7 protein-coding genes (1 of these 7 running past the window's edge) are annotated in these 24885 nt (G+C 72.3%); 6 read left to right on the forward strand and 1 reads right to left on the reverse strand.

The features are described from left to right. From CPH93_RS33050 to CPH93_RS33075, 6 genes are all read left to right on the forward strand, one after another. Positions 1 to 11928, forward strand: the final stretch of a protein-coding gene (locus CPH93_RS33050; protein ID WP_159395088.1) for an SDR family NAD(P)-dependent oxidoreductase. The gene continues 12114 nt to the left of window position 1, outside the view; the window shows 11928 of its 24042 coding nt (coding positions 12115-24042); its start codon lies beyond the left edge, outside the window; its stop codon occupies positions 11926 to 11928. Then, the gene (locus CPH93_RS33055) at positions 11925 to 17945 is read left to right on the forward strand and encodes an SDR family NAD(P)-dependent oxidoreductase (RefSeq protein ID WP_096214957.1); all 6021 of its coding nucleotides are present in this window, start codon (positions 11925 to 11927) and stop codon (positions 17943 to 17945) included. Before CPH93_RS33050 ends, CPH93_RS33055 begins: the two co-directional genes overlap by 4 nt. A 1-nt stretch (position 17946) precedes the next feature. Continuing rightward, entirely contained in the window at positions 17947 to 20202 is a 2256-nt protein-coding gene (fabD, locus tag CPH93_RS33060) for an ACP S-malonyltransferase (protein WP_093481596.1), read from the forward strand. Positions 20203 to 20230: 28 nt separating this feature from the next. Then, the gene (locus CPH93_RS33065) at positions 20231 to 21250 is read left to right on the forward strand and encodes an MDR family NADP-dependent oxidoreductase (RefSeq protein ID WP_093481594.1); all 1020 of its coding nucleotides are present in this window, start codon (positions 20231 to 20233) and stop codon (positions 21248 to 21250) included. Positions 21251 to 21550: 300 nt separating this feature from the next. Next, positions 21551 to 22402, forward strand: a complete 852-nt coding sequence (locus tag CPH93_RS33070; RefSeq protein WP_093648424.1) for an SAM-dependent methyltransferase — start codon at positions 21551 to 21553, stop codon at positions 22400 to 22402. A gap of 113 nt (positions 22403 to 22515) precedes the next feature. Continuing rightward, positions 22516 to 23727 carry a cytochrome P450 gene (locus CPH93_RS33075; protein ID WP_096214958.1) on the forward strand — a complete coding sequence of 404 codons (1212 nt, stop codon included), beginning with the start codon at positions 22516 to 22518 and terminating at the stop codon, positions 23725 to 23727. 351 nt (positions 23728 to 24078) lie between these two features. On the opposite strand, the gene CPH93_RS33080 is transcribed toward CPH93_RS33075, so the two are convergent. After that, positions 24079 to 24846: an alpha/beta hydrolase family protein gene (locus CPH93_RS33080; RefSeq protein ID WP_093481591.1), complete on the reverse strand. Its 768-nt coding sequence runs from the start codon at positions 24844 to 24846 to the stop codon at positions 24079 to 24081. Positions 24847 to 24885: the final 39 nt, after the last annotated feature.

The following is a 24885-nucleotide window of genomic DNA, read 5'->3' on the forward strand; positions in this document are numbered from 1 at the left end:
GGCGGACGGGCTCCCGTCTACCTGTCCGCCGACGCCTCCGACCCCGGCGCGCTCGCCCGCATGCGGGACGAGGTCGTCCGCCGCTACGGCCGCATCGACGGCGTGGTGCACCTGGCGATGGTGTTCAGTCACACGCCGCTCGCCCGGATGACCGAGCACGAACTGGAAGCCACCCTCGCGGCCAAGGTCGACCCGTGCGTGCACTTCGCCGACGTCTTCGCCGGGCACGGCCTGGACTTCGTCCTGCTGATCTCCTCGCTGGTGAGCTTCATCCGCAACTCCCACCAGGCGCACTACTCGGCGGCCTGCGCCTTCGAGGACGCGCACGCCGCCGCCCTGCGCGAGGCGCTGGACTGCCGGGTCAAGGTCGTCAACTGGGGCTACTGGGGCAACGTCCCCGACGAGCTGCTGCGCGACGTGACGTCCATGGGACTGGCCCCGATCGTCCCGGCCACGGCGATGGGCGCACTGGAGCGCCTCCTGGCCGGCCCGCTCCACCAGATCGGCTTCATGCGCCTCGGCCGCCCGCTGCCCGTCGAAGGGGTGCTCACCGCGGAGACGCTGACCCCGCAGGCGCACGGTGCGGCGGCCCGCGACGGCGCCGCGGCCCTCGCGCTGCCCACCGGCCTGGCCGCCTACCACGAGGGCCCGGTCCCGGGCGAGATCGACGCGTTCCTGCTCCGCCGCCTCGCCGCCGAGCTGCGCCGAGCGGGTCTGGAGGAGCCGCGCGACGGCCTCCGGGAGTGGCGGGAGCGGCAGGGCGTCGACGCACGGTTCGACGGCTGGCTCTCGGCCACCCTGCACGCGCTCGCCGAGCACGGGATGATCGACGACCGGGGCCGCTGGACCACCGGCAGCCCGGCCGCCACGGACGCCGACGCCTGCCGTGCCGACTGGGCCGCGCAGACACCCCGTTGGGCCGCCGCCAACCCCGACCTGCGCGCACCGCTGAACCTGCTGGACCGGACCCTGCCCGCGCTCACCGACGTCCTGTGCGGCCGGGTGCGCGCCACCGACGTGCTCTTCCCCCAGGGAGAGTTCTCCCTCGTCGAAGGCGTCTACCGCGACAACCGCGTGGCCGCGCACTTCAACGCCGTCCTCGCCGAACACGTGGCGGCCTTCCTGCGCGCACGCTGGGACGCCGATCCCGGCGCCCGCCTGCGCGTATTGGAGATCGGCGCAGGCACCGGCGGAACCACCGGCCCCGTGCTGGACCGCCTCGCCCGCGAAGGGCTCGACCTGACTGAGTACTGCTTCACCGACCTGTCCCAGGCCTTCCTGCAGAACGCCCAGGACACCTTCGGGCCGGGCCGCGACCACCTCACCTACCGCATCTTCGACGCGGCCAGGCCCCCGCACACCCAAGGGCTCGACACCGGCGCCTTCGACGTCGTCATCGCGGCCAACGTGCTGCACGCCACCGACAACATCCGCCCCGCCCTGCGGCACGCCAAGGCGCTCCTGCGCGGCAACGGCCTGCTGGCCCTCAACGAGATCAGCGGCTTCTACCTCGTCAACCACCTCACCTTCGGCCTGCTCGACGGCTGGTGGCTGCACGACGACGCCGAACTGCGGGTGCCCGGCAGCCCCGCGCTGTCACCGGCGGCCTGGCAGCTCGTACTGGAGCAGGAAGGCTTCACCGGCATCCGCCATCCGGCGCGGGACGCCCTGGCGCTCGGGCAGCAGGTCGTCGTGGCCCACAGCGACGGTCTCGCCCGCAGCCCGCGCCTGCTCTCCGGAACGCCCGAGATGAGCAGCCCTCCCTCCCCGCCGCCGGCGGAGACCGCGGCTCCGGCCGCCGCCTCCGCTTCGGCCCGGGCCGTCACGGACGTGGTGCTGGCCGCGCTCGCCGACGCGCTGCGCATGCCCGCCGACCGGATCGGCCCGGACCGGGCGTTCGCCGACTACGGCCTCGACTCCATCGTCGGCGTCCGGTTCGTCCAGCGCCTCAACGAGGAGCTGGGCACCGACCTGCCGACCACGGTCGTCTTCGACTACCGCAGCGTGGCGCAGCTCGCCGCCCACCTCGCCGAGAGCCACCGGCCGCAACCGGTCCCCGCAGCAGCGGCACCGGTGCCCGCACCGGACGCCGCCGGAGCGCCGAACCGTCCCGAAGGACGCGAGCCCATCGCCATCGTCGGGATCAGCGGCCGCTTCGCGCAGTCGGACGACACCGACGCCCTCTGGCAGCACCTCGCCGCCGGCCGCGACCTCGTAGGCCCGGTAGAACGGTGGGACCTCTCCGGCTACAGCCAGGACCAACTGTCCTGCCGCGCGGGCAGCTTCCTCGACGGCATCGACCGGTTCGACGCCCGCTTCTTCCACCTGACCGGCCTCGAAGCCACCTACACCGACCCCCAGCAGCGGCTGTTCCTCGAACAGGCGTGGACGGCCATCGAGGATGCCGGCTACGCGGGCTCCGCGCTGGACGGCCGCCGGTGCGGCGTCTACGCCGGCTGCACCGGCGGCGACTACCCCCAGTGGTTCGAGGACGCGCCGCCCGCCCAGGCGGCATGGGGCAACGCACCCTCGGTCGTACCGGCGCGCATCGCCTACCACCTGAATCTCCAGGGTCCCGCCGTCGCGGTCGACACGGCCTGCTCCAGCTCACTGGTCGCCGTCCACCTCGCCTGCCAGGGCCTGTGGAGCGGCGAAACCGACATGGCCCTCGCAGGCGGCGTCAGCGTCCAGACCACCCCGGAGACCTATCTGGCGGCCGGCCGCGGCGGGATGCTCTCGCCCACCGGCAAGTGCCACACCTTCGACGCCGCCGCCGACGGATTCGTCCCCGGCGAGGGCGTGGGCGTCGTGGTGCTCCGTCGCCTGTCCGACGCACTGGCCGACGGCGACCACATCCACGCCGTGATCCGCGGCTCCGCCGTCAACCAGGACGGGGCGACCAACGGCATCACCGCACCCAGCGCCCTGTCGCAGGAACGCCTCATCCGCCAGGTGCACACCGAATTCGGCATCGACCCGGCCGAGATCGGCATGGTCGAGGCGCACGGCACCGGTACCCAGCTCGGCGACCCCATCGAATGCCAGGCCCTGGTCGGCGCGTTCGGCACAGCCGGCGGCCGGGACACCTGCGCCCTCGGCTCGATCAAGACGAACCTCGGCCACACCACCTCCGCCGCGGGCGTGGCGAGCCTGCTCAAGGTCGTGCTCTCGCTGCGCCACGGCCAGATCCCGCCGTCCCTCCACTACCACGACCCCAACCCCGCGATCCGACTCACCGAAAGCCCCTTCCACGTGAACACCACGCTGCGGCCGTGGCAGCCCAACGGCCAGGGCAAGCGCGTCGCCGCCCTGAGCGCGTTCGGCTTCAGCGGCACCAACGGCCATCTGGTCGTGGAGAACGCCCCGGACCGTGACGAGCGCCAACAGGCCGCGGGCGAGCTGCTGTTCGTCCTGTCCGCCCAGCAGCCCGAGGCGCTGCGCCACCGCGCCGAGGACCTCTTGGCGTACCTGCGCCGCACACCCGACGCCGCGCTGGGCGACGTCAGTTACACGCTGGCGGCCGGCCGGGACCACTTCACCCACCGCGCGGCCTTTGTCGCCGCCGACCGCGACACGCTCGCACAGCGGCTGGAGGCCTGGCTGACCGACGGACGGAGCGACACCGCCGGCCGGCGCGGCGACACCTCGCCGGAGCGCGCCCGGGACCGGTACCTGAACGGCGAACAGGTCGACTTCGCGCCGCTGTTCTCCGGCCTCGACGTACGCCGCACGCCGCTGCCCACCTACCCGTTCCAGCGCAAGAGCTACTGGCCGACGGCCGCTGCTCCGAGCCGGCGCCACCAGGCCCCGGAGGCCGCGAACGGCCCTGCCGCCGCCCCGTCGCCCGAGCCCGCCCGGCCGGCACCCGCGCAGCCGACACCGGACACGGACGAGGCGACCGTGCGGTACCTGGCCGGCGAACTCCTGCTGGCCGAGCTCTCCCGCGTGCTCATGATGGAGCCCGATGAGATCGACCCGCAGGCGTCCTTCTCCGACTACGGCGTGGACTCGATCCTCACCGTCAGGCTCGTCGCAGCGGTGAACGACGCCCTCGCCGTCGATCTGCCGAGCACCGCACTGTTCGAGCACAGCTCGCTCGACCGGCTGACGAACCACCTGGTCACCCGGTACGGGGCGCAGTTGCGGTCCTCCAGTGCGCTGCGCGAGCCGGCAGCCGGGGCCGGAGGGGCTCCGGCGCAGGACGACCACGGGCACGCCGCCGAGGCTCCGTCCGCCGCTCCTGCTGCTCCTGCCGCCTCCGTTGCAACTCCCGCCGTCCCCGCTGAAGCCCCCGCGGCCCCCGCGGCCCCTGCGGACGACCCGGCCGACGACGGCATCGCCGTGGTGGGCATCGCCGCCCGGTTCGCGCAGTCGCCCGACGCCGCCGCCCTGTGGGCACACCTCGCCGCGGGCGACGACCTGGTCGGCGAGGTCACCCGCTGGGACATGGACGAGGAGCTGGGCGCGGACGCCCCGCGCCAGTACGGAAGCTTCGTCGACGACATCGAGCGCTTCGACGCCTGGTTCTTCCGCATGTCCGGTAAGGAGGCCACCTACACCGACCCGCAACAGCGCATCTTCCTGGAGGAGTGCTGGCACGCCCTGGAGGATGCGGGCTACGCCGGTGAACGGCTCGACGGCCGCGGGTGCGGCGTCTACGTCGGCGGCTCACCCAGCGACTACCAGCAGTTGATCGGCGACGACGCGCCACCGCAGACCCTGTGGGGCAACATCTCCTCGGTCATCGCTTCGCGGATCTCCTACTTCCTCGACCTGCAGGGTGCCGCGCTGGCGGTCGACACGGCCTGCTCCAGTTCGCTGGTGGCCATTCACCAGGCCTGCCAGGACCTCCGCCTGGGCAACACGTCCATGGCGCTGGCGGGCGGAGTGTTCGTCCAGTCCACGCCGATCTTCTACCGGTCCGCCGTGCGGGCGAACATGCTGTCCGCCCGCGGGCGCTGCCACACCTTCGACGAGCGCGCCGACGGCTTCGTGCCGGGGGAGGGCGCCGGCGTGGTCGTGCTCAAGAGGCTCGCCGACGCGCTGCGCGACGGCGACCAGGTCTACGGCGTGATCCGCGGCTCCGGCATGAACCAGGACGGCACCACCAACGGGCTCACCGCGCCCAGCGCCGGATCGCAGGAACGCCTCCTGCGCAGCGTCCACGAGCGCGCCGGCGTCGACCCCGCCGGCATCCAGCTGATCGAGGCGCACGGGACCGGCACGCCGCTGGGCGACCCCATCGAGTTCGAGGCCCTGCGCGCCGCGTTCGGCGACGCGCCCGAGCAAGGCTGCGCCCTGGGGTCCGTCAAGACCAGCCTCGGGCACACCCAGTTCGCCGCGGGCGTGGCCGGCGTCATCAAGGTGCTGCTGGCGCTCAGGAACGAGCAGCTGCCCCCGTCGCTGCACTTCCGCCGGGCCAACCCGGCGATCACGCTGGAGGGCAGCCCCTTCTACGTCAACACGGAACTGCGCCCGTGGCCCGCACCCGCCGACGGTCCGCGCCGCGCCGGCGTCAGCTCGTTCGGCGCCGCCGGCACCAACGCGCACGCACTGATCGAACAGGCCCCCGCCGTGCAGAGCGCCGGACACGGCCCCCGGCATGCCTGGCTGATCGTCCTGTCGGCACAGGACGACGCCGGCCGCCGAGCCCAGGCCGAGCGCCTGTTGGACCACGCCCTCGCCCACGAGGACCTGGACCTGGGCGACGTGGCGTACACCCTGGCCGCCGGACGCCGCCACTGCAGCCACCGCTGGGCGGGCGTGGCCACGGACCGCGAGCAGCTCGTCGCCGCCCTGCGGACCTGGCTGCGCGACGGCCGGGCGGCGGGCGTGGTCACCGGTGAGGCGCCCGACGGGCACCGCCGCCAGGACCCCGCCGAGGTCGCCCGCGCCGGCCGCCTGATGGCCGAGCCCGACCGTCACGACAGCCTCACCGAGCTGGCCGGGCTCTTCGCCCAGGGTCAAGATCTGGGCTTCGCCCCGCTCTTCGGCGACGGCGGCTTCCGTATCGTGTCCCTCCCGGCCTACCCGTTCGCGGGCGAGCGCTACTGGGTCGGATCACGTCCGGCGGCCCCCGCCGCGACCCCGGCCCCCGCCGCGACCCCGGCCTCCGCTCCGGTACGCGCCCCGGCCCCCGTTGCGGCCCCGTCGCCGCTGGAAGGCCGCCGGCTGACCGGTGATCCCGGCTCGCCGTCCTTCGCCGCCGAGCTGACCGGCCGCGAGTTCTTCCTCGACGACCACCGGGTGCGCAACGTGCCGGTGCTCCCCGGCGTGGCCTATCTGGAGCTGGCGTACGCGGCGGCCCGGGCCGAGGGCGTCGACCCCGCCCACGCCCGCCTGCGCAACGTCGTCTGGTCGCGCCCCGCACGGATCACCGGCCCGACCGCGGTCGAGATCGCGCTGCGGCCGTGCGCGGACGACGCCTTCACCTACGAGATCACCACGGCGGCCGACGGCGAACAGCCCGTGGTCCACGGGCAAGGACGCATCGAGCGGTGCGGGACGTCGGCACCCGCGCGCGTGGACATCGCCGCGCTGCGCGCCCGGTGCGACGTGCGCACGCTGGAACACGACGACTGCTACCGGCTCTTCGACCGCATGGGCATCGGCTACGGCCCGGCCATGCGAGGCATCCGGCGGATCCACGTCGGCGCCGGGCTCGCCGTCGCACGCCTGAGCCTGCCGCAGGCCGCCCGGGACGGCGCCGACTGGGCCCTTCACCCGTCGATGCTCGACGCCGCCGTACAGGCCACCTTGGGCCTGTCACTGGCCGAGGACACCGACACCGTGGCGCCGGCACTGCCCTTCGTCCTGGAGGAGGTGCAGCTGCTCGCGCCGAGCCCGGCCGGCGGGTGGGCCGTGGTGCGGCCCGCAGCGGGCGACGGCGGCGGAGCCGTACGCCGCATCGACATCGAACTGTGCGACGACGACGGCGAGGTGTGCGTCCGCCTGCTCGGGTTCACCGCACGCGTCCTGTCCGCCGGTGACGACTCCGCCGGTGACGAACTCGCCGACGGGGAGGACACCGTGGGCGCGACGCTCACCCTCATGCGGGCCGGCTGGCGCCCGGCCGAGCACACCCGGGCCTCGCGTCCGCTGGTGCACCACGAGGTGCTGCTCGGCGGACTCGTAGGGACCGACCCCGCGGCGGTCCGGGACGGGCTCGGTGTGCCCTGCACCGCATTGCCCGCCGACGGCGATCCGGCCCGGTGCTTCACCCGCCAGGCCGAGACGGTGCTGGCCCGCCTCCAGCAGCTCGTCCCGCGCACCCGCGACGGCGAGGTCCTGCTGCAGGTGGTCGTGCCCGCCGACGGCGAGAACCGGGTCCTCGCAGGCCTGGGCGGCCTGCTGCGCACGGCCCGCATGGAGCACCCCAAGCTGCTGACCCAGCTCGTCGAGGTGGAGACGCCCGTCGACGCCGCGACGCTGTGCGAGCACCTGCGCCGGGACGCGGCGAGCCCCGACGACGTGGCCGTGCGGTACTCCGGCGGGCAGCGCCGGGTGCCGCAGTGGACCGCCGTCGAGGACGCCGATCCGGCCCGCCCGTGGAAGGCCGGCGGCGTCTACCTCCTGACCGGGGGAGCCGGCGGGCTCGGCGCACTGTTCGCCCGCGAGATCGCCCGACAGGCGCCCGGCGCCGCCCTCGTGCTCTGCGGGCGCTCGCCGGAAGGCCCCGCCCAGCGTGCCCTCCTGCGCGAACTGAGCGCCTCGGGAGCGTCCGCCACCTACCGGGTGCTGGATGTCGCCCGGCGCGACGCCGTGACCGCCTGCGTGCACTCCGTCGTCGCCGAGCACGGCCGCCTCGACGGCGTCGTCCACACCGCCGGTGTGGTGCGCGACGGCTACCTGGCCCGTAAGAGCGCCGAAGAGCTGCGGGAGGTCCTCGCCGCCAAGGTCGCCGGCTTCGTCCACCTCGACGAAGCCACCGCCGCTCTCGACCTGGACTGCTTCATCGGATTCTCCTCACTGTCGGCGTACGGCAACCAGGGCCAGGGCGACTACGCGGCGGCCAACGCCTTCATGGACGCCTACGCCGGCCTCCGCCACGAGCGGGTGGCCAGGGGCGAGCGCCGCGGCCGCACACTGGTGGTCGGCTGGCCCCTGTGGGCCGACGGCGGCATGACGGTGGACGCCGCCACCGAACGCCGCCTGCACGACAGCGTCGGCATGGTGCCGCTACGCGCCCCGCACGGTGTGGAGGCGCTGCTCCGCGCCTACGGCACCGGCGCCCCGCACGTCCTGGCCGTCTTCGGCGACCGCGCCCGCATCGACGCCACCCTCCTGACCGCCCCGGAGGCCACGGGCGCCGCACCGGCGGTGACCGCACCCGACCGCGCCGCCCTGCACGCGAAGGTCCTCGGCCGCGCCCTCAGCCACGCCAGCGCCGTGCTGGGCGTGCCGGCGGAGGAGCTCGACGGCGCGGTGGAGCTCAGCGAGTACGGGTTCGACCCGGTCTCGCTCACCGGGTTCGCCGCCCGCCTCACCACGGAGTTCGGGCTTCCGCCCGTGTCCAAGCCCTTCTCCGAACACCTCACCCTGGGAGAGGTCGTGGACCACCTGCTCGACCCCCACCCCCAGCACTTCGGGACGGTCCCGCCGGCTCCCGCGCCCGAGCGCTCCGCCGGGCCCGAAAGCGCCGCCGCGCCCGTCGCGACGGCCGGCCGGGAGCAGCAGCACAAGGCGCTGCTGAAGAAGCTGATCGCCCGCGTGTCCGACCTGCTGGACGTGCCCGCAGAACGGATCACCGGCACGGCCGAGATGACCCGCTACGGCTTCGACTCCCTCTCGTACATCGGCTTCGCCAACGACCTCAATGCCGAGTTCGGGCTCTCGCTGGCACCGACCCTGTTCTTCGAGAACCCCACCCTGGACGGGGTCGTCGACCACCTCCTCGACCACCACGCCGACCGCGTCGCCGCCACCACGGCACAGCAGCAGGAACCGCGCGCGGCGGCCCCCGCCGTCCTGGAGCCCGCCACCTCCGACACCACCGCGCCCCGTACGGATGCGCCCGGGAACGAGCCGATCGCCGTCATCGGTATCAGCGGCCGCTTCCCGATGGCCGACGATCTCGACGCGTTCTGGGAGAACCTCAGCGAAGGCCGCGACTGCACCCGTGAGGTCCCCGCGGACCGCTGGGACTGGCGCGCCCACTACGGCGACCCCGTCAAGGAGCCCAACACGTCGAACGTGACGTCCGGCGGCTTCATGGACGGCGTCGGCGACTTCGACCCGCTGTTCTTCGACATCTCCCCGAAGGAAGCGGAGTTGATGGATCCGCAGCAGCGGCTCCTGCTGATGTACGTATGGAAGGCGCTGGAGGACGCCGGGTACTCGGCAGAGGCCCTCGCGGGCACGAACACGGCCCTCATCGCCGGCACCACCAGCACCGGCTACAGCACCCTCGTCACCCGGTACTCGCCGATGATCGAGGGATACGACATCACCGGCGCGGCCCCCTCGATGGGCCCGAACCGGATGAGCTACTTCCTCGACCTGCACGGTCCGAGCGAGCCCGTCGACACGGCCTGTTCGAGCGCGCTGGTCGCCCTGCACCGGGCCGTCCAGGCCATCCGCGACGGGCAGTCGGACCTGGCCATCGCCGGCGGCGTCAACACCATGGTCAGCGTCGACGGGCACATCAGCATCTCCAAGGCGGGCATGCTCAGCCCCGAAGGCCGCTGCAAGACCTTCTCCGACCGCGCGGACGGCTATGCCCGTGGTGAGGGCGTGGGCATGCTGGTGCTCAAGCGCCTGTCGGCGGCCGAACGCGACGGCGACCACATCTACGGCGTCATCCGCGCGACGGCCGAGAACCACGGCGGCCGGGGCAGCTCCCTGACCGCGCCCAACCCCAAGGCCCAGGCCGCCCTCCTGCGGGAGGCCTACGGGAAGGCCGGGATCGACCCTCGGACGGTGGGCTACATCGAGGCCCACGGCACCGGCACCAAGCTCGGCGACCCGGTCGAGATCAACGGGCTGAAAGCCGCCTTCCGGGAGCTGTACGAGGAGCACGGCGCGGTGGTCGAGGAGGCCCACTGCGGCATCGGCTCGGTGAAGACCAACATCGGCCACCTCGAACTGGCCGCGGGCGCCGCCGGCGTGATCAAGGTGCTACTGCAGATGCGCCACCGCACCCTGGTCAAGAGCCTGCACTGCGACACCGTCAACCCCTACATCGACCTCGCCGGCAGCCCGTTCCACCTCGTACGCGAACGGCAGCCCTGGCCCGCCCTGCGCGATGCCGAAGGCCGTGAGCTGCCGCGCCGGGCCGGAGTGAGCTCCTTCGGCTTCGGCGGCGTCAACGCCCATGTGGTGCTTGAGGAGTACCAGCCGCGCACCGCACCCGAGCCGGACCGGGCGCCCACCGCACCCGTCCCCGTCGTCCTGTCGGCGAGCCACCCCGACGTGCTGTGCGAACTCGCCGAGCGCTGGGTGGACGCCCTGCGCCGCGGCGACTACGACGACACCGACATGGTGTCGATCGCCTACACCACGCAGACCGGACGCACGCCCATGACCGAGCGCCTCGCCTGCCTGGCCCGCACGGCCGGCGAACTGCGGGAGGCACTGGAGTCCTGGCTGCGCGGCGAGCCCGCGGCCGACGTCTTCCGCGGCAAGGTTCCGCGCGGCGTCGACCTGCCGGACGCACCAGCCGGGTTCGGCCCGCACGACGACCCCGACAGCGCGAGCCGGCACGACTGGGCCCGCCTGCTCCAGGCATGGGTGAACGGCGCCCCCTTCGACTGGGACCGCCTCCACACCGGGCGCCGCCCGCGCCGGATCGCCCTGCCGACCTACCCGTTCCGCCTCCGGCGCTACTGGGTCGACACCTCGCGCCCCGCGAACGGCCCACAGACGCAGGCACTGCACCCGCTGGTGCACACGAACACGTCGGACCTGACCGAGCACCGCTACACCTCGCACTTCACCGGCCGCGAGTTCTTCCTCGCCGACCACCGCGTACGCGCCCAGGTGATGGAGACGGTTTCCGGCTGGCGGCCCGGGCGTCGGCCCACCGCCTATGACGTCGGCGCGGACGCGGTGCCGGTGCTGCCGGCGGTGGCCTACCTGGAGATGGCGCGCGCCGCCGCGGTCCAGGCGGCCGGCGGCGACGCACGCGCCTGGTCGCTGAAGTTGGCCTCCTGGCTGCGCCCGCTCACCGTCGAGAAGGCGACCGACGTGCACACCACGCTGACCACCCGGGCCGGCGGCGGACTGAGCTACGAGGTGTACGCGGTGGACGAGGACGGCGAACGCGTCACCTTCGGCCGCGGCCAGCTGCGGCGCGCAACCGCTGTGCCCGCCGAGCGGCTCGACCTCGCGGCCCTGCGCGCGCAGTGCGACGGCCCCGTGCTCGACGCCGAGACCTGCTACGCACGCTTCACCGGCATCGGCATGGCCTACGGCCCGGCACTGAGCGGCATCGAGCGCCTGCACACCGGCTCGCGGCAGTCGGTGGCGCGGCTGAAGCTGCCCGCCGCCGCGTCCCGCGAGAGCGGCTGGGTACTCAACCCGGGCATGCTCGACGCCGCCCTTCAAGCCACGGTCGGCCTCTTCGTCGAGGACCCCGGCACGCCGCGCACGGCACTGCCGTTCGCCCTGGGTGAGCTGGAGGTGCTGCGGGCGGTCCCGGGCACCGGCTGGGTCGTCGTCCGCTTCGCCGAGGACGACCACATGGGCGCCGTGCGCCGCCTCGACCTCGACCTCTGCGACGACGACGGCGAGGTGTGCGTACGCCTGCGCGGCTTCAGCGTCCGCACGCTCGGCGGCAGCGAGCCCACCGGTGACAGCGAGCCCACCCGGCCCGCCGAACGGGCACCCGAGCCGCCGTCCGGGTCCGACGACGCCTACCTGCTGGACCTGATCGAAGCCATTGGCCGACGCGAGATGAGCGCGGACGAATTCAAGAGGAGCCTGGCATGAGCACCACCCGCATCGCATCCCTGGACGACCTGCACCGGCTCATTCGCGAGGGACAGGTGGGACAGAACGAAGCGCTCCGCCTTATCCGCGACTGGAGGCAGGAGCAGGGGCAGGAGCAGAAGCAGGCGCAAGCACAGACGCACACCGCACGGCCGGCTGACGTCGTCGACACCGAGGCCCTGACGGAGCGGGTCTGCGCCGTCGTGGTGGAGAAGGTCTGCGAGCTGCTCAAGGTCACCAAGGACGACCTGGACGTGCACGTCGACCTCAGCGAATACGGGCTCGACTCCCTCGTCATCACCCAGCTGGTGAACATGGTGAACGACGCGCTGGGCCTGGAGCTCGTGCCCACCGTGCTGTTCGAGCACGCGACGATCCAGGCCTTCGGCGCCCACCTGACCGAGGAGTACGGCCCTGCGCTGGCCGCCCGCCTGGGGCTGCAGTCGCCCGGCGCCGCCGCGGACCCCTCGGCCGCGGAGCCCCCGGCCGCGGAGCTCGTCGGTACGCCTGTGCCGGCCGCAGCCGTCCCCACACCGGCCGCACCCGTCCCCCCGCCCGCCGACCGGCACGACGACCCCATCGCGGTGGTCGGCATGAGCGGCCGGTTCCCCCAGGCCGAGGACCTCGACGCCTTCTGGCGGAACCTGCGCGACGGCCGCGACTGCATCGCGGAAGTCCCCGCCGACCGGTGGGACTGGCGCGCCCTCTTCGGCGACCCCCTCCAGGAGCCGGGCCGCACCAACGTGAAGTGGGGCGGCTTCATGGACGGCGTCGCCGACTTCGATCCGCTGTTCTTCGGCATCGCTCCGAAGGACGCCGTCCACATGGACCCGCAGCAGCGTCTGCTGATGCTGTACGTGTGGAAGGCGCTGGAGGACGCCGGCTACGCCGCCGACGCCCTGGCCGGGAGCAGCCTCGGCCTGTTCGTCGGCACCAGCGACACCGGCTACGGCCTGCTCTCCGACCGCAGCAGCGGCAGGGGCGACAGCGTCACGCCCACGGGCAGCGTCCCCTCCGTCGGCCCGAACCGGATGAGCTACTTCCTGGACGTCCACGGGCCGAGCGAGCCGATCGAGACGGCCTGTTCGAGTTCCCTGGTCGCCATGCACCGCGGCGTCATCTCGATCGAACGCGGCGAGTGCGACATGGCCGTCGTCGGCGGTATCAACACCATGGTGATCCCCGATGGCCACGTCAGCTTCAGCAAGTCCGGGATGCTCAGCGTCGAGGGACGCTGCAAGACCTTCTCCGACCGCGCGGACGGCTATGCCCGTGGTGAGGGCGTGGGCATGCTGGTGCTCAAGCGCCTGTCGGCGGCCGAGCGCGACGGCGACCACGTCTACGGCGTGATCCGCTCGACGGCCGAGAACCACGGCGGCCGCTCCAACTCCCTGACCGCGCCCAACCCCAAGGCCCAGGCCGCCCTGATCCGGCGCACCTACAGCACCGCGGGCATCGACCCTCGGACGGTCGGCTACATCGAGGCCCACGGCACCGGCACCAAACTCGGCGACCCGGTCGAGATCAACGGGCTCAAGGCCGCCTTCCGGGAGCTGTACGAGGAGCACGGCGCGGTGGTCGAGGACGCCCACTGCGGTATCGGCACGGTGAAGACCAACATCGGTCATCTCGAACTCGCGGCGGGCGTCGCCGGCGTGATCAAGGTGCTGCTGCAGATGCGGCACCGCACGCTCGCCAAGAGCCTGCACTGCGACACCGTCAACCCCTACATCGACCTCGACGGCAGCCCGTTCCACCTCGTACGCGAGCAGCAGCCCTGGCCCGCCCTGCGCGACGCGGAGGGCCGTGAGCTGCCGCGCCGGGCCGGAGTCAGCTCCTTCGGCTTCGGCGGCGTCAACGCCCATGTGGTTCTTGAGGAGTACGTGCCGCGGCCCGTACCGGCGGTGAGCACACCCGACCCCGTGGCCGTCGTCCTGTCCGCCCCGGAGCCCGAGATGCTGCGCGCCCGGGCCCGGCAGCTGGCCGACTGGATCGACGCGGGCGGGCTCGGCGAGGCCGACCTGCCGCACCTCGCCCACACGCTGCAGGTGGGCCGCGTCGCGATGGACGAGCGCCTCGCCTTCCTGACCCCCTCGCTCGCCGACCTGCGCGAGCGGCTGGGCGCCTTCCTCGACGGCGGCACCGCACAGGGCCTGCACACCGGACGGGCACAGCGCCCGGGGCCGTGGAACGAGCTCGCCGGAGACGACGACATCGCCCTCGCCATCGACAGCTGGATAGCCAAGGGCAAGCTCGGACGCCTGCTCAAACTCTGGGTCACCGGCTTCGACGTGGACTGGCGGCGCCTGTACGCCGGCCGGCCGATGCGGCGCATCCCGCTGCCCGTCTACCCGTTCCAGCTGAAGCGCTACTGGATCACCGACGCGAAGAGCACGCACCGGCCTCCGGCCCCGGTGGCCGCGGCGCCGGACGCCCAACCGTCGCCCTACCGCCGCGACCTGACCGGGCACGAGTTCTACGTCGGCGACCACCGCGTGGGGGACACGCCCGTCCTGCCCGGCGCCGCCTACCTGGAGTTCGTGCGCGACGCGCTCGTCCGGGCCACGTCCGCAGCCACCGCCACGGGCGTGCGCCTGCGCGACGTGACCTGGCTGCGTCCCCTGGAGGTGACGGCACTGCGCACCCTCGCCGTCGACGTGGACCCGGCCGGTGGGACATTCGAGGTGTACGACCACGGCTCCGGCGACCGCGTCCTGCACGCGAACGGCACCGCACACGCCGACCCCGCACTCCTCGCCGCCGACGACACACACGACATCGACGCACTGCGCGCGAACCTCCCGTTCCGGCGGGACGGCGCCGAGTGCTACGCGCTGTTCGCGCGCATGGGCATGGGATACGGCCCCGCGTTCCGGGCCGTGCAGGAGCTGTACCACGGTGCGGACAGCGCCCTTGCCCGCCTCGTCCTCCCCGAGGCGGCGGCATCCTCGCTGACGCTCAACCCGGTCATGCTCGACGCCGCCCTGCAGGCCACCCTGGGACTGGCGCTCGGCGAGCACGCCGACACCCCGCAGGGGACGGCACTCCCGTTCACCGTGCGCGAGGTACAGGTCCTCGCCCCCACCCCGGCCGAGGGCTGGGCGCTGGTGCGCCGTGCCGCGGACGACCGCCGCGACTCCGGCGTACGCCGCCTGGACATCGACCTCTGTGACACGCAGGGCAACGTCTGCGTGCGTCTGCTGGGTTTTTCCACCCGCATGAAGCCGGGCCAGGCGCCCCGCGCCGCCGAGCCGACCAGCATGCCCGCACTGCTGATCCAGGCGGACTGGCGCGAGAGCGCGGCACCGGAGCACCACGGTGACGACGTCGAGCGGCACGTCGTCCTGTGCGAACTCCCGGCGGCGGACGCCACCGCGCTCGGCGCAGCGCTGGGCGGCGCCACCTGCGAAACCTGGCAGGCCCGCGGCGAGACCGGCACCCGCTACACCGAGTACGCCGAGCGGCTGCTGAAGCTGCTGCGCGACAAGGCACCGGAGGCCGCCCGGGAGCCGCGCCTGATCCAGGTCGTCACCCCCGCGCACGCGCCCTGGCTGGGCGGGCTGAGCGGCATGCTCCGCACGGCGCGCATGGAGCACCCCAAGCTGCTGACGCAGTGGATCGCACTGGACGGTGACGGCGGCCTGGCCCCGGCCGAGCTGGCCGGACGGCTGCGGCGCGACGGCGCCGACGCGGCCGAGGAGGCCGTGCGCTACCGCGGAGGACGCCGGCAGGTGTCCCAGTGGCGTGAAGTCGCACCGGCCGCACCCGAACTGCCCTGGCGCGACGGCGGCGTCTACCTGCTGACCGGCGGCGCCGGAGGACTCGGCGCCCTGTTCGCGCAGGACATCGCCCGGCGCGTCGAGACGCCCGCCCTGGTCCTGTGCGGTCGCAGCCCGGCCGGCCCGGCACAGCAGGAACTGCTCACCGCCCTGCGGGCGCTGGGAGCCCGTGCCGACTACCGCGTGCTCGATGTCGCCGACCGCGCCGACGTGACCCGGGTCGTGCGCGAGGTCCAGGCCGAGTACGGCGCGCTGCACGGCATCGTGCACGCCGCCGGAGTGCTGCGTGACGGCTTCGTGGCCAGGAAGACCGCGGACGACCTCCGCGAGGTGTTCGCGGCCAAGGTGGCCGGGCTGTGCCACCTCGACGAGGCGACCGCCGCCGTCCCGCTCGACTGCTTCATCGGCTTCTCCTCCATGGCCGCCTTCGGCAACGTCGGACAGGCCGACTACGCCGCCGCCAACGCCTTCATGGACGGATACGCCGCCCACCGCGACTCCCTGGTGGACCGGGGCAGCCGGTCGGGCCGCACCCTGATGGTGAACTGGCCGCTGTGGGAGAAGGGCGGCATGGGCGCCGACCCGTCGACCGTCCAGCTCCTGGAGTCCGTGGGCATGCGGCCGATGCGCGCATCCGTGGGCATCGACGCCCTCGACCGCGTCTGGGCGACCGGCCTGCCCAGCGCCATCGCCCTCGACGGCGACCACGCCCGGATGCGGGAGCGCTTCCTGCCGACGCACCCGGAGCCGGAGGCCACTGCCGAACTCGCGCCGGCCGCCGCGACGATGCCGGCCACCGCACCGGCCACCGCACCGGCCACCGCACCGGCCACCGAGCCGGCCGCCGAGCCGGCCGCCGAGCCGGCCGAGCCGGCCGAGCCGGCCGAGCCGTCGAGCGTGGGAACCGTCGTCGCGGACCTCATGGCGACGCTGCTGGAGGTCGACGTCGAGACCCTGCGGTGGGACAAGTCCCTGGGTGACTACGGCTTCGACTCCATCTTCATGATGCAGTTCCTCGCCCAGGCGCAGACGCACCTCGACGCGTCCCTCACCCTCGACGTCATCGCCGGCTGCGAAACGCTGCAGGACGTCGTCGACGCGATCACCGGCACGGCCTCCGACACCGGCACGGCCGCTGACACCGGCGCGGCCTCCGACACCGACACGACCGCCCCAAAGCCCGCTTCGGCGGCTCCCGTTGAGGAGGCCCCGGCGGCCGCCGCACCGGCCAAGGCCTCGGCACGGCGCACCGCGCCCGCATCGCCGAACGACTTCCCCGAACTGGTCCGCATGAACGGCGTCACCTCCGGCCGGCCCGTGTTCTGGGTCCACCACGGCAACGGCGGCGTGGAGTCCTACGCCCCGCTGGCCGCACGCTGCCCGCGCCCCTTCTACGGCATCCAGCCGAAGGGCTGGATCGACTCCACCGACATCCTCACCGGTCAGTACGCCATGGCCGAGCACTACGCGTCCCTCATCCTCGCCGTACAGCCGGAAGGCCCGTACGACATCGGCGGGTTCTCCCTGGGCGGCCTGTTCGCGTACGAGACCGTGCGACAGCTCCAGCTGACGGGCGCCGACGTGCGCACGCTGGTCATGCTGGACACGCTGGACGCCGAATCCACCAATAAGGCCAACGCCCTCATCGTCGGCGGGAACTTCGACGCCGACGTGGTCACCAAGGTGAGCGACTTCCGCGCCGTCAACCTGATCCTCGGCAACAACCGCTTCGACTCGCACGGCGGCAGCACCCCGATCCTGCGCCGCGACGAGGTCGACACCACCCTGGAACCCAAGGAGTTCCTCGGCTCCCTGATCGACGCCGCCCTCGCCCGCGGTGTCAGCAAGACCGAGACGCAGCTGCGCTCCCGAGTCCGGCAGCTGTCCCGCTACTTCGAGGCCACGCAGGGCGAGACGTACACGGTGGACCCGCTGCCGAAGCGCGACGGACTGCGCTGCTACTACCTGCGCAACCGGGGCGGCAAGTTCTTCGGCGCCTTCGAGGAGCACATGGTGCTCTTCCCGAACCCCGAGCTCCCCACCGTGGACGACATCGCGTACTGGCAGGAGTGGGCCGACCAGATCGACGACTTCTTCACCATCGACGTCGACACCTCGATGCACGCCGAGGTCATGACGGCCCCGCAGTCGCTCGACAAGCTGATGCGCCTCTGCGACCGGCTCTACGCGGCCGAGGACGCCGCCGCCCCGGCGACCTCCGCGCAGGGAGGCCGCTGACATGAAGGCAGTGGTCTTTCCCGGCCAGGGCGCCCAGCGGCGCGGCATGGGACGCGAGCTGTTCGACGCGTATCCCGAACTCGCCGACGAAGCCTCCGAAGTCCTCGGCTACTCCCTCCGCACACTGTGCCTGGACGATCCGCACCGGCAACTGGGCCGCACCGAGTACACGCAGCCCGCGCTGTTCGTGGTCGGGGCGCTCGCCCACCGGCAGTGGCGCGAGAGCACCGGCGACGAGCCGGCCTTCCTCGCCGGCCACAGCCTGGGGGAGTACTGCGCCCTGCACGCCGCCGGCGCCTTCGACTTCGCGACCGGACTGCGCCTCGTCCAGCGGCGCGGTGCACTGATGGCGCAGGCACGGGGCGGTGGCATGGCGGCCGTGGTCGGGGTCGACGCGGCACGGCTGCGCGAACTCCTCGACGAGGGCGGCTTCTGCGGCCTGACCGTCGCCAACGACAACGCACCGCAGCAGAAGGTCGTGTCCGGCGACACCGCGACCGTCGACGCGCTGGTGGCCTACCTTGAGGCGCGCGACGTCCGCTGCGTGAGACTGAACGTGTCCGGCGCCTTCCACTCGCCCCTGATGCAGCAGGCGCAGCAGGACTTCGCCCGCTTCGCCGACGGATTCGCCCTCGGGGACCCGGCCACGCCCGTGATCGCCAACGCCACGGCGCGCCCGTACGTCCCCGGCCGGACCGCGCGCACGCTCGTCGACCAGATCGTGCAGCCCGTGCGCTGGACCGAGAGCGTCCACCACCTCCTCGACCAGGGCGTCACCGATTTCGTCGAACTCGGAGGCCGCGTGCTCGGCAGGCTGATCGACCAGATCCGCTCCGCCCCGCGGCCGGTCGCCCGGCCCGATGCACCGGCTGCCCGGCCCGAGACACCGGCCGCCGCGCTCGGCAGCCCCTTGTTCCGCCGGCGCATGGGCGTGCGCCACGCCTACGCCGTGGGCGGTATGTACCGGGGAATCGCCTCGGCCGAGATGGTCGTCAGGCTCGGCCGGCACCGCATTCTCGGCTTCCTGGGAACCGGCGGCCTGCCGCTCCCGGAGATCGAGCAGGGGGTGAAGGAGGTCCAGCACGGCCTGGCCGACGGGCAGCCCTACGGCGTCAACGTACTGGCCGACCACGACGACCCCGCGGCCGAGCGCGCGCTGGTCGACGTGCTGATGCGCGACGGCGTCCCCGTCATCGAGGCGTCGGCCTTCATGCAGATGACCCCCGCACTCGTCCTCTACCGGGCACGGGGACTCCGCCGCGGTGCCGACGGCCGGACGGTGTGCGACCACCGCATCGTGGCCAAGGTCTCCCGGCCGGAGGTCGCCGAGCAGTTCATGGCACCCGCCCCCGGGACGGTCCTGGACCGGCTCCGCCGGGAGAACGCCCTCACCGACGAACAGGCGGAGCTCGCCCGGACGGTGCCGATGAGCCACGACATCACGGTCGAGGCGGACTCCGGCGGGCACACGGACGGCGGCGTCGCCACGGTCATGATGCCCGCCATGCTCAAGCTCCGGCAGCAGGCCCAGGACCGGTACCGCTACGACGAACAGATCTGCATGGGGCTCGCCGGCGGCCTCGGCACCCCCGCGGCGGTCGCGGCGGCCTTCATGCTGGGCGCCGACTACGTACTCACCGGATCCATCAACCAGTGCACGGTGGAATCCGGCATGAGCACCGAGGTCAAGGACATGCTGCAGGACGTCGGCATCGCCGACACCGCCTACGCCCCCGCAGGCGACATGTTCGAATTCGGTGCCAAGGTGCAGGTGCTCCGCAAAGGCGTCTTCTTCCCCACGCGGGCCAACAAACTGTTCTCCCTCTACTCCCACTACGCCGGCCTCGACGATATTCCGGAGAAAACGCGCTCCCTCCTGGAGAGAACCTACTTCGGAAAGAGCATCGAAGAGGTCTGGGACGAAGTACGCACCTATCTCCGGTCGCAGGGCCGCGACGCCGACATCGACCGGGCCGACGCCGAGCCCAAACAGAAGATGGCGCTGGTATTCCGCTGGTACTTCTTCCACACCACGCGCCTCGCCATGAACGGCGACGGCTCCGGAAAAGTGAACTACCAGGTCCAGACCGGTCCGGCGCTGGGTGCCTTCAACCAGTGGGTCGAAGGCACCGAACTCGCCTCATGGCGGCACCGTCACGTGGACCGGATCGCCCTCATGCTGCTCGACGGTGCCGCCGAACACATCGCCACCGCATGCCGGCACTGGCGCGACACCCTCGGTGTGCCCAGTGCGTGACGGACACCCCACCGCAGTCGAGGAGAACGTGATGACCGTTCCGTCCACGGGCACCGAAGTCCGGCTCGCCGCCCGCCCCGAGGGGTGGCCGACCGCTGAGAACTTCTCGGTCGTGCAGGCGGAAACGCCCGCAGTCAGGACCGGCCAGGTGCTGATCCGCAACCTGGTGATGAGCGTCGACCCGTACATGCGCGGGCGGATGAACAAAACCAGGTCCTACGTTCCGCCGTTCGCCGTCGGCAAGGCGCTCGACGGGGGCGCCGTCGGCGAGGTCGTCGTCTCGAAGTCCTCGCACCTCGCCGTCGGTGACCTGGTCCTGCACGGCCTCGGCTGGCGGGAGTACGCCGTCGTGGGCGCTGCCGGCGCGGTCAAGATCGACCCGGCGCTCGCGCCGCCCGGCGCGTATCTCGGAGTGCTCGGTATGCCGGGGCACGCCGCCTACACGGGGTTGCTCAAGGTCGCCGAATTCCGGCCCGGCGACACCGTGTTCGTCTCCGGCGCCGCGGGCGCGGTGGGCTCCCTCGTCGGTCAGATCGCCCGGCTCTGCGGCGCGGAACGCGTGATCGGATCGGCGGGCAGCGCCGAGAAAGTCGCCTATCTGACCGGGGAGCTCGGCTTCGACGCGGCATTCGACTACAAGGACGGACCGGTTCTCGAACAACTGGCGAAGGCCGCGCCGGCCGGCATCGACGTCTACTTCGACAACGTGGGCGGCGACCACCTGGACGCCGCCCTGGTCCTGGCCAGGATGGGCGCGCGGTTCGCCCTCTGCGGCAGCATCTCGCAGGCCAACGAGAAGGACCCGCCGGCCGGCCCACGGAACCTGACGCAGGCCATCGCCAAGGGCATCACCCTGCGCGGCTTCCTCGTCGGCGGCCACGCCGACCTCCCGGACGAGTTCACCGCCCGCATGGGCGGCTGGCTGGCAGACGGGAGAATCTCCTACCGGGAGACCGTCGTCAGGGGACTGGAGAACGCACCCGCCGCATTCATCGACATGCTGCGCGGCGCCAACACCGGCAAAATGCTCGTGAGAATCGCTGAATGAAAACACCACGCCCTGCGGGAAGAAAGGGTGAACTCCCTGGATTTTCCTGTCTCCACGGAATTTCCGGTGAAATTGTTCCCCATTTTCTTCCCGCCCGGTATGGTGATCTCCAGGCCCGGACGCCACACAGCTGGCGGGCTGCACACCATGCGCAGTGAATTCTCCACCTGCCCCATTTTCCCTCGGCGTTCAGCCTGCGTCGCATAGACGCTTCCGGCGCTTCCGGCCGAATCCACGCGCCCACCGCGCAAGTTCCACCCCTCCCTTACCGATTCACCAGACAGAAAAACGGAGGACTTCATGTCCAGCACGTCCACGTCCACGTCCACGACCACGACCGCCCCCGTCGCCGTCCCCGTCCCCGAAGAGGTCGGACACCTCTACGACCGCCTCACCGCACTGGACACCGAAGCGGCCGGCGGCAGCCTCCACCTCGGCTACTGGGACGTCGACGACAACGACACCCCGCTCGTGGAAGCGGCCGACCGGCTCACCGACACGATGACCGACCGCCTGCGGATCGACCAGGGACAGCGGGTCCTCGACGTCGGCTGCGGAGTCGGCCAGCCGGCCATGCGGATCGCCCGGCGCACCGGCGCCCACGTCACGGGCATCGCGATCAGCAAGGACCAGATCGCCCGCGCCACCGCCCTCGCCGAGGGCGCCGGCCTGAGCGACCGCGTGGAGTTCCGGCACGCCGACGCCATGGAACTGCCCTTCCCCGACAACTCCTTCGACGCCGCCATCGCCATCGAGTCGATCTTCCACATGCCCGACCGCGGACGGGTCCTCGCCGAGATCCGCCGCGTACTGCGCCCCGGCGGCCGCCTGGTCCTCACCGACTTCTTCGAGCGCGGCCCCATCCCCGCCGAGAAGCAGCCCGCGGTGGACCGGCTGCTGCGCGACTTCATCATGACGCTGGCCCGGCCCGAGGACTACGTGCCCATGCTGCGCGACGCAGGCCTGCGCTTCGTCGAACTCCTCGACATCACCGAGCAGAGCGTGCGACAGACCTTCGAGCAGATGAGCAAGGGCTCCCAGGAGATGCAGACCGTCTTCGACGACGAGGCAGAGGAAAAGTTCAGCCCCGCCTCCATGATCGACGTCGACGAATTCGGCTCCGTCCTGCTGACCGCCCAAAAGCCCCTCTGACCGGGGACGTTCGAACGAGGTGGCGCCGGAGGAGCGCCGGCCCAACCCCGGGCGACGGCGCGGCGCACCTCCGGCGCCACCGCGCACCCACCACCGATGAGGAGCGATATCCCGTGACCGGACCGACCGACGGCGGCATCCCGCCCGCCTTCCCCTTCCCCCGCACCTGCCCCTACCGGCTGCCCGCCGAGTACAACGGCCTCCGCGAGAGCGGGCCCGTGTCGAAGGTGACCCTGCCGACCGGCAAGCCGGCGTGGATCCTGACCCGCTACGACGACGTGCGCAAGGCGCTGCTCGACCCGCACCTCAGCTCCGACCGGGCCGATCCGAACTTCCCGATGCTGGTCGAACTCGCCCGCAGCGACAAGGACTCCACACTGTCCCTGGCGGGCATGGACGCGCCCGAACACACCCGCGCGCGGCGCGCCGTGGTCGGCGAGTTCACCTTCCGCCGGATGGAAGCCCTGCGCCCGCGCGTCCAGGAGATCGTCGATGAGTGCGTCGACGCGATGCTCGCCGGCCCCAACCCGGCCGACCTGGTGAAGACGATGTCCTTCCCGGTGCCGTCCCTGGTCATCTGCGAGCTGCTCGGTGTGTCCGTCGCCGACCGCGACTTCTTCGAGGACCGCACCTCCCGCATGCTCAGCATGACCCTCCCGCCGCTGACCCGGCAGCAGGCGTTCTTCGACCTGCAGACCTACTTGGACGAGCTCGTCACGGCCAAGGAGAAGGTCCCGGGGGACGACCTGCTCAGCCGCCAGATCGCCAAGGGCCGAAAGGACAGCGCGTACGACCACGACGCACTCGTCGACCTGGCGTTCCTGCTGCTGACCGCCGGACACGACACGACCGGAAACATGATCTCGCTGGGCATGCTCGCCCTGATGGAGACGCCCGAGCTGCGGGCGCGCCTCACCGGCGACCCCGGCTCCACGCCGCAGGTCGTCGAGGAACTGCTGCGCTACTTCACCATCACCGACATCATCACCACGCGCGTGGCCAAGGAGGACGTCGAGATCGGCGGGCAGACCATCCGCGCCGGCGAAGGCGTCTTCGCGCTGGGCGGCTCGGCCAACCACGACCCGGACGTCTTCGAGAACCCCGGAACACTGGACGTCGACCGCGGCGCACGCCAGCACCTCGCCTTCGGCCACGGACCGCACCAGTGCCTCGGGCAGAGCCTCGCCCGCATGGAACTGGAGATCGTCTACGACACCCTGCTCCGCCGCATCCCCGGACTCCGGCCGGCCGGCCCCGCTGAAGACCTGCCGCTGAAGAACGACGCGGCCATCTTCGGCCTGCACGAGCTCCCGGTCACCTGGTAGGCGGAGGCGGTGCGCGCCAGGCGGTCATGACGTGGCCATCCGTACGGTGACGCGGGCCGGGCGTCGCGCTCGGAGGGGCGCCGAGGGCGCAGGCTGACACGCTCGCTGAGGAGCGCGCACGAGGTCGTGGCGCCCGGCGCGCAGGGCACTTTCTGTCGGACTCAGGGGCTTGGTGGTGATGCGGATCAGCTGTAGGACCCGCGGCCGCCGGCCGGGAGATCGTCAGCCTGCATCGTCGCGATGTGGACCGTGCGCTCAGCGGGGTGCGGCCTTACCTTGTCGGCCAGGTCCGGCGCTTTGCCGAGTCTCGTTCTCTGTGGCTGCAATTCTGACCGTGTACCTGATCCCCGGCTACGGCTGTGACCCGTGGACGTACTGGTCGGCCCAGGCGCTGATGATGCGGGCGGCTCGCTGTGCTTGCCCTCGGGCGGTCAGGAAATGGTCCGCTCCTTCGAGCGAGACGAAGCTTCGCGGGTGTCGTGCCTCGCGGAAGATCTCCCCGGCGTTGGCGATGTCGACGGTGTTGTCGGTCGGCGAATGCAGGACGAGTAGCGGCAGGTCCAACTCGCCGATCCGGTCCCGCAGGTGAGCACGGCGGACGTCTTCGACGAAGGCGCGCTTGAGGACGAGGGTCCGCCCGCCGACGAACCACTCGTGCGACCCGTCACTGAGCACGCGGTCCACGACGGCGTCGTACTGTCGCTCGACGTGGCTGGGATCGACCGGCGCCCCGATCGTGGCGACCGCGCGGACGCCGGTGGCCTCGGCCGCCGCGGCGAGGACGGCGGCACCTCCCCATGAGTGCCCCACCAGCAGGTCTGCCGGAGTCCCTCGCTCCGCCATCATCGCTGCGGCACGGATCGTGTCCTGGACCTTGACGGTGAAGGAACCGTCCCCCCAGTCGCCGTCGGAGTCCCCGATCCCGAGGTTGTCGAAGCGCAGCATGCCGATCCCCTCGCGTGCCAGCTGCTTGCTGACGCGCGACGCGGCCGGCGAGCCCTTGCCGAGCGTGAATCCGTGCACGAAGATCCCCCAGCCGCGGATCTCGCCGTCCGGCAGGTCGATCGCTCCGGCCAGTTCGGGGCCGACGACGCTCGGGAATCTCACTTTTTCGCTCATGTTGTGATCACCTAGGCAGGGGCTGTTCGTGGAGCAGGG

Source organism: Streptomyces sp. 2323.1 (assembly GCF_900221035.1).
Taxonomy (GTDB): domain Bacteria; phylum Actinomycetota; class Actinomycetes; order Streptomycetales; family Streptomycetaceae; genus Streptomyces; species Streptomyces sioyaensis.

Excerpts from the sequence above, each read along its gene's own strand:
- CPH93_RS33055 (WP_096214957.1), top strand. The coding sequence starts at position 11,925 with ATGAGCACCACCCGCATCGCATCCCTGGACGACCTGCACCGGCTCATT.
- fabD (WP_093481596.1), top strand. The coding sequence starts at position 17,947 with ATGAAGGCAGTGGTCTTTCCCGGCCAGGGCGCCCAGCGGCGCGGCATG.
- CPH93_RS33070 (WP_093648424.1), top strand. The coding sequence starts at position 21,551 with ATGTCCAGCACGTCCACGTCCACGTCCACGACCACGACCGCCCCCGTC.
- CPH93_RS33080 (WP_093481591.1), bottom strand. The coding sequence starts at position 24,846 with ATGAGCGAAAAAGTGAGATTCCCGAGCGTCGTCGGCCCCGAACTGGCC.